4 protein-coding genes and 1 pseudogene are annotated in these 5,911 nt (G+C 34.4%); 3 read left to right on the top strand and 2 right to left on the bottom strand.

Going from position 1 to position 5,911, the window contains the following annotated elements; translation table 11 throughout:
- Positions 1 to 474: 474 nt before the first annotated feature.
- Together ACZ76X_RS28835 and ACZ76X_RS28830 are read left to right on the top strand one after the other, a co-directional pair.
- Positions 475 to 543 (top strand): annotated as a pseudogene (locus tag ACZ76X_RS28835) (helix-turn-helix domain-containing protein); the annotation flags it as partial.
- 428 nt (positions 544 to 971) lie between these two features.
- Complete coding sequence (locus ACZ76X_RS28830; RefSeq protein WP_479852456.1) at positions 972 to 2,327, top strand: lytic polysaccharide monooxygenase; 1,356 nt, start codon at positions 972 to 974, stop codon at positions 2,325 to 2,327.
- A 234-nt stretch (positions 2,328 to 2,561) separates the two neighbouring features.
- Here ACZ76X_RS28830 and ACZ76X_RS28825 read toward each other — a convergent pair whose 3' ends face one another.
- On the bottom strand, positions 2,562 to 3,008 hold the full coding sequence (locus tag ACZ76X_RS28825; protein ID WP_479852455.1) for a GNAT family N-acetyltransferase: 447 nt from the start codon (positions 3,006 to 3,008) through the stop codon (positions 2,562 to 2,564).
- A gap of 366 nt (positions 3,009 to 3,374) precedes the next feature.
- Positions 3,375 to 4,295, bottom strand: coding sequence for a CPBP family intramembrane glutamic endopeptidase (locus ACZ76X_RS28820; protein WP_479852454.1), 921 nt, complete (start codon positions 4,293 to 4,295; stop codon positions 3,375 to 3,377).
- A gap of 565 nt (positions 4,296 to 4,860) precedes the next feature.
- Between ACZ76X_RS28820 and ACZ76X_RS28815 the strand changes: the two genes are divergently transcribed.
- The coding region (locus ACZ76X_RS28815) for an APC family permease (RefSeq protein WP_479852453.1) at positions 4,861 to 5,911 on the top strand (1,051 nt) is incomplete at its 3' end.

Here is a 5,911-nt window from a genome sequence, read left to right as displayed (position 1 = left end):
CCTTCTTGTCGTACACACCATGATAGGGATATTAACGCAAGTATCAATATAAAGAATGAAGCAATAAGACTTCTAACCGCAGGGACTGCGGGGTTAGCCTAATCAATTAGAGTTCGATAGAACTCTTTACTTAGGAATCCCTCACTTCTAAACGAAGTGAAAGTGGGGGTAGTTCAATTTCTTGGTAGTAATCTAAAACAGCCTATTAATACTTTTAAGAATTCTTAAAATAAAGAAATGTACATTTCATTTGGAGATGTACATTTTCTCGTTTGGGGGAAAAATTTATCATCTTAGCCAAGAAGACTCATTCCTCAAGGAATGCGATGAGAGTAGGTGGGAGATGAAATGACTTCGAACAAGGGATGGCAAGGAGCCATCTTAATTGTTCGACATACATAAAGTGTTACTTCACTATTCACGGAATGTGCGTTCGATATGTAATGGTTATATACTAAAATGGAGGTGAATCAAATGATGATTAATAAAGCCTATAATTTTCGTATCTATCCAAATCAAGCACAAGCAATTTTAATCAACAAAAATCAGCATCAGACTATCAAAAAAATATTGCAAAAATAGTTATGATTATAGTGATTTTGGTTTTTATGAATATACATAAGAACAATAGTTGTCATTATTTTCCGAAGAATTATCCTGATATATGTCTCCGATTCACTTGATCAGTTCGCTATATAAATCTTGCTTTTTGAATCTTGATTTTAGTATTGATTGTTATGTGTTAATAAAAAGTTAAATATTTCTGCACAACTTCTGCACAAATCTAGGTGGTTTCTGTGTCATGATATATCAGTCAAGTGAAACTTTTCACATACAGGGTAGGATACATATTCACTATAGTTCCTGCGTAACTTACGCATACCCGAAACGATTTACTCACTTGTTATACTTTTACATCAAAGCCCACATCACACTACAAAGCATAACAAGAAGGGGACAGGAATAACCAAATGATTAAACACCTAAAAAACTTAAAAATGAACAAAAACAGTCTAGGAGCTGTTGCATTAGCAGCTGGAATTATTGGCACGACACTTATTCCTCAAAACGTATACGCGCATGGTTTTGTTGAAAAACCTGGTAGCCGTTCCGCGTTATGTAGCCAAACTTACGGCGCCTTAAATGCAAACTGTGGAAGCATTATGTACGAACCACAAAGTTTAGAAGCTCCAAAAGGATTTCCGCAAGCCGGCCCAGTTGATGGACAAATTGCTTCTGCAGGCGGCAAATTTGGTGGTATTTTAGATCAACAAACGGTAGATCGTTGGTTTAAAAATACAATTACTGGCGGGGAAAATACGTTTACTTGGAAGTTTACAGCGCCACACTTAACAAGCAAATGGCATTATTATATTACCAAAAAGGGATGGAATCCAAATAAAGCGTTAACAAGAGCAGACTTTGAGCCAATTGGTACTGTACAACATGATGGTTCTGCAGCTTCAAATAATGTAGCGCACAAAATCAATGTACCTACTGATCGTAATGGATATCATGTGATTTTAGCCGTATGGGATGTAGCGGATACTGTGAATGCGTTCTATAATGTTATTGATGTGAATCTGATTAATGATGTGAAACCAGACACAGAGGCACCAAGTATTCCGAATGGCCTTCAAGCTCAAAAAGTAACAGCAAATAGTATTGAACTAACATGGAACGCTTCTACGGATAATGTGGGGGTAAAAGGATATCAAGTATTCCGTAATGGAGAGCTGATTGATACCGTACCAGGCACTCATTTTATTAATAAACAATTAGAACCAAGTATGGAATACACTTATACTGTAAAAGCAATTGACGCAGCTGGAAATGTATCAAAAGAAAGTGAAATGCTTACAGTGAAAACGACTGTTGAGGCTCCTGATACAGAAGCACCAACACAACCTAAAGGATTACATAGTATGGGAACGACAGCATCAAGTGTTGATTTAATGTGGAGTCCATCTGACGATAATATTGGTGTAGACCATTACGATATTTATAGAGAAACAGAAGGATTAATGAAAAAGATTGCAACATCCACTAAGACTTCTTATATGGATAAAAACTTAGTTGCTAATACTACTTATAAATATGTAGTGAAGGCGGTTGATGTAGCTGGAAATGAATCTGCACAGAGTGATACATTCACAATTACTACAAAAACTGAAAACGCTCCATATGAAGCATGGGATGCAAAGAAAGCATATAAAAAGGGAGATAGAGTTTTACACGAGGGAAAAGTGTATGAAGCAGTCCAGAATTATCAAGGAAATGGGGATTCAAACTGGATTTATGCTTTATCATTATGGAAAACAGTGTAAGCTTTACCTGAATATAAACTAAGAGATAATTGGCTTTGATGTAATAAGAAAACTTTGAGAAATCACTTTGCTCTTTATAAAAAAGACGACGTATTCAGCGTCGTCTTTTTTATCTATTATATGTTTTAGAATGTTACTAGGTAAAATGAAGCATAAATTATTTCCTACCTACGTTGCTATACTATTGAACTGTTTTTTAATAAGTCCAAAATTCAACTTGGAGAATTCAAGTACTCATAAAGGATACTGAGCTAACTGTTCACCCCAAGGTGATAATTCAGTCTCAATAAATCCTGCTTTTTTATATACAAATTTAGCTGTAAGGTTTTCAGGAGCATATCCAATCATGATTAAAGAAATATTTGTGTGATTATTTCGTCTTATCTCATCAATAACCAGATATATAGCTTGTTTACCTATACCTTTCCCTTGAAATCTTTCATCAATCATAAGTCTATAAATCCAATAATTATTATCATCAGGATCAATCCCAAACATAGTAAATCCTATCATTTTTTCATCAAGATAAATACCTTTTGCATAGAAATTATCTAAAAATTGAACTTCTGCGATTGAATAGAGGTTGGATGCAATAAATGTTTGTTGTTCTTCTTTAACAGACAGTCTAATTGCTTCTTTCCAATTACTTTTGTCAATAGGTTTTAAATATAACTTCTTCAATTTTATACTCTCCTTCTAATATTGAAGAGGAACACGTAGTTTATAGGCTAGTGAAACGTTATCCTCTTGGCCCAATCAAATAAAAATATTTGCTCATTGACAACGCCTCCTTAAAGGTACAATTAAAAACACGTTATTATATTCAATATAATTATATTCTTTCTCTATAAATTCTTTTCCTGTTGAACAAATCCTATTTCTTTAGCCAATTAATTCAATGTATATGATAACACATGCCTATAGAATTTCTTTGCATACAATTCTATTTCACTTTGAATAGAAAATGATGTTTTTTCTTTTTAGGGAAGAATATGATTCTTAACTTGATAGCTTGGCCATCAACCTATTATTCTAGGGCCTTCTTTTCTATTTACTTATATTTTCATTGTTACTGAAATTTGCTCCATTAGAGGTTTGTTTATATCCCAGGTTGCCTCTTGTGAAAATAAGAATAAGCAAAGCAATAAACCCCAATCCTATCACTACAAATATATCTGTATTCTTTAAAACAGCGTTGGTGGAATGAGTTTGTGCCAAGCTAAACGTATTTACACTCGCATGAACCAGCATGACAATAAATAAGTTACCGTGATTACAGTTATAGACCCAAGTGAGAATGATTGAGATCGGCAAACACAGTAAAATAAAAATTGGCAAGTGAATATATAGGAGAGAAAGGTCAGAACCCGGCCCACCTCTTTGTGCACCCGTTAAGAAATGTGGAAGATGCCAAAAAGCCCACAAAACACTAAGTAGTAATGTAGCTTTTAACGGTCCAAATTTTGATTGTAATCTAGGCAGAGCGAAACCACGCCATCCAATTTCCTCCGGTAAAGGTCCACCGAGAAAGAAAATTGCTACAAAAGAGATGAGATAGGTTATAAAAAATTCAGAATTAAGGTCACGGAAAGTAGGTATTTCTCCATTTACTATCACCATACCTAAAAACATTGCAGCGGGAATAACGATAAGAGTAAACAAGAACCACTTCAAACCGACTTTAGTGGATAGAATGCTTTTTCTAACTTTTTTCCATGCCTCTTTGCCTTCCAGAGTTCGAAACATGATATACGCTGCTAACATAGGGCCTACAAATGCATTGGCAAAAAAGAAGATATCAAATGCCTTTGTTTTAGGAAAAACACCCCATTGAGATAAGATGAATGGAATTAATACAACCCAAGAGAATAAATATGCCATCACAAAAAATGAAGTTAACGGATAGGATTCCAAATACCCTCTCAGACCTGTCGATGAGTTTTTTGATTTTGTTAAATGTTTCAACACAATCACCTCTCTATTTATAAAATACCGTATATGTGCTAATTCTACATATTTTCATACAGAACCTTTTTGACGGAATAGAGTTAAGTTTTTGTAAGAAAGGAACGATATATTACCAAAGAAATGTAGAAATTTCTATAACAGTTTCCTTCATTTCCGTGTCTACCTTCAATGCATCTGGGGGAGTATCCCATGCCTATCAAATTAGGTAAGAACATAGACAAAATGAACTTCGTCTATTAGAACTAAAATATTCTTAATGTAGAGGTACACTCTTACAAATGTGGTTATTAGTGCTTCCCTAACATGATTCGTTGAATCCTAAAAATATAGAGGCATACTAGATTATGATGTTTTCTGTAACAAATATAGTTAAAAGTTTTTAGGTTTAGAGAGAGTTATAGAGGGTATACATACATTATAAAGATTTGATTGGAGATAAATTTTATGGCGAATTAGTCTATAAAACTTTCATTCTTACTTTAAATAAAAAGGGGGAGTATATATGAGTAAAAAGTTAATGAATAAGAGGATTCTATTTATTTTGTAAACGAGGGGCGTGTGAAAAATGAAAAATATGAAACGTAAGCTAGGAACCTTTGCGCTTACAATGACTGGGATTGGTTCGATTTTAGGGTCTGGCTGGTTATTTGGTGCATGGAAGGCTGCAAAAATATCAGGGGGGGCCGCTATCCTTTCTTGGGTTTTAGGAATGATTGTAATATTATTTATTGCTTTACCATATAGCGAGTTAGGAGCCATGATTCCAGAGGCTGGCGGAATGGTGAAATATACCCAATACTCACATGGAGATTTCGTAGGATTTATTGCTGCATGGGCTAATTGGATAGCCATCGTCTCAGTTATTCCGGTTGAAGCTATAGCCTCAATACAATATATGAGCTCGTGGCCTTGGGAGTGGGCAAGTTGGGCCAAAGATTTAGTGGATAATGGAATGCTGACTTCAAAAGGTCTTGCAGCTGCTTCTTTACTTATAATCATATATTTCTTTTTAAATTATTGGACAGTTAGTCTATTTGCAAAAGTAAATTCATTAATTACTATATTTAAAATTATAATTCCTGGTCTTACAATTGGTGCATTGCTATTTGTTGGATTTCATGGAGAGAACTTTACTAGTCATCAGGACTTTCATGTATCTAATTGGTCAAATGTATTAACTGCTATGGCAACATCTGGTGTTATTTTTGCATTCAATGGTTTTCAAAGCCCAATTAATATGGCTGGTGAAGCAAAGAACCCAGGGAAATCTATTCCTCGGGCAGTTGTAGGATCTATTGTAATTGCAACTGTAATATATGTATTATTACAAATTGCTTTTATCGGTGCTGTAAATCCTGATATGATAATTAATGGATGGTCGAATTTAAATTTCAATTCACCATTTGCTGATTTAGCGATAGCACTAAATATTAATTGGTTAGTTATTGTATTATATTTAGATGCTTTTGTATCTCCTTCTGGTACAGGTACTACTTATATGGCAACCACATCACGCATGCTATACGGGATGGAGAAGAATGGATATTTCCCTAAAGTTTTTGGGAAATTACATCCTATATATGGTGTGCCTAGATTTGCCATGATGTTTAATTTAA

This window comes from Bacillus sp. BC05(2025) (genome assembly GCF_056725905.1).
Note: the sequence above shows the minus strand (reverse complement) of the source record. Positions and strands in the feature narration are given on the sequence as shown.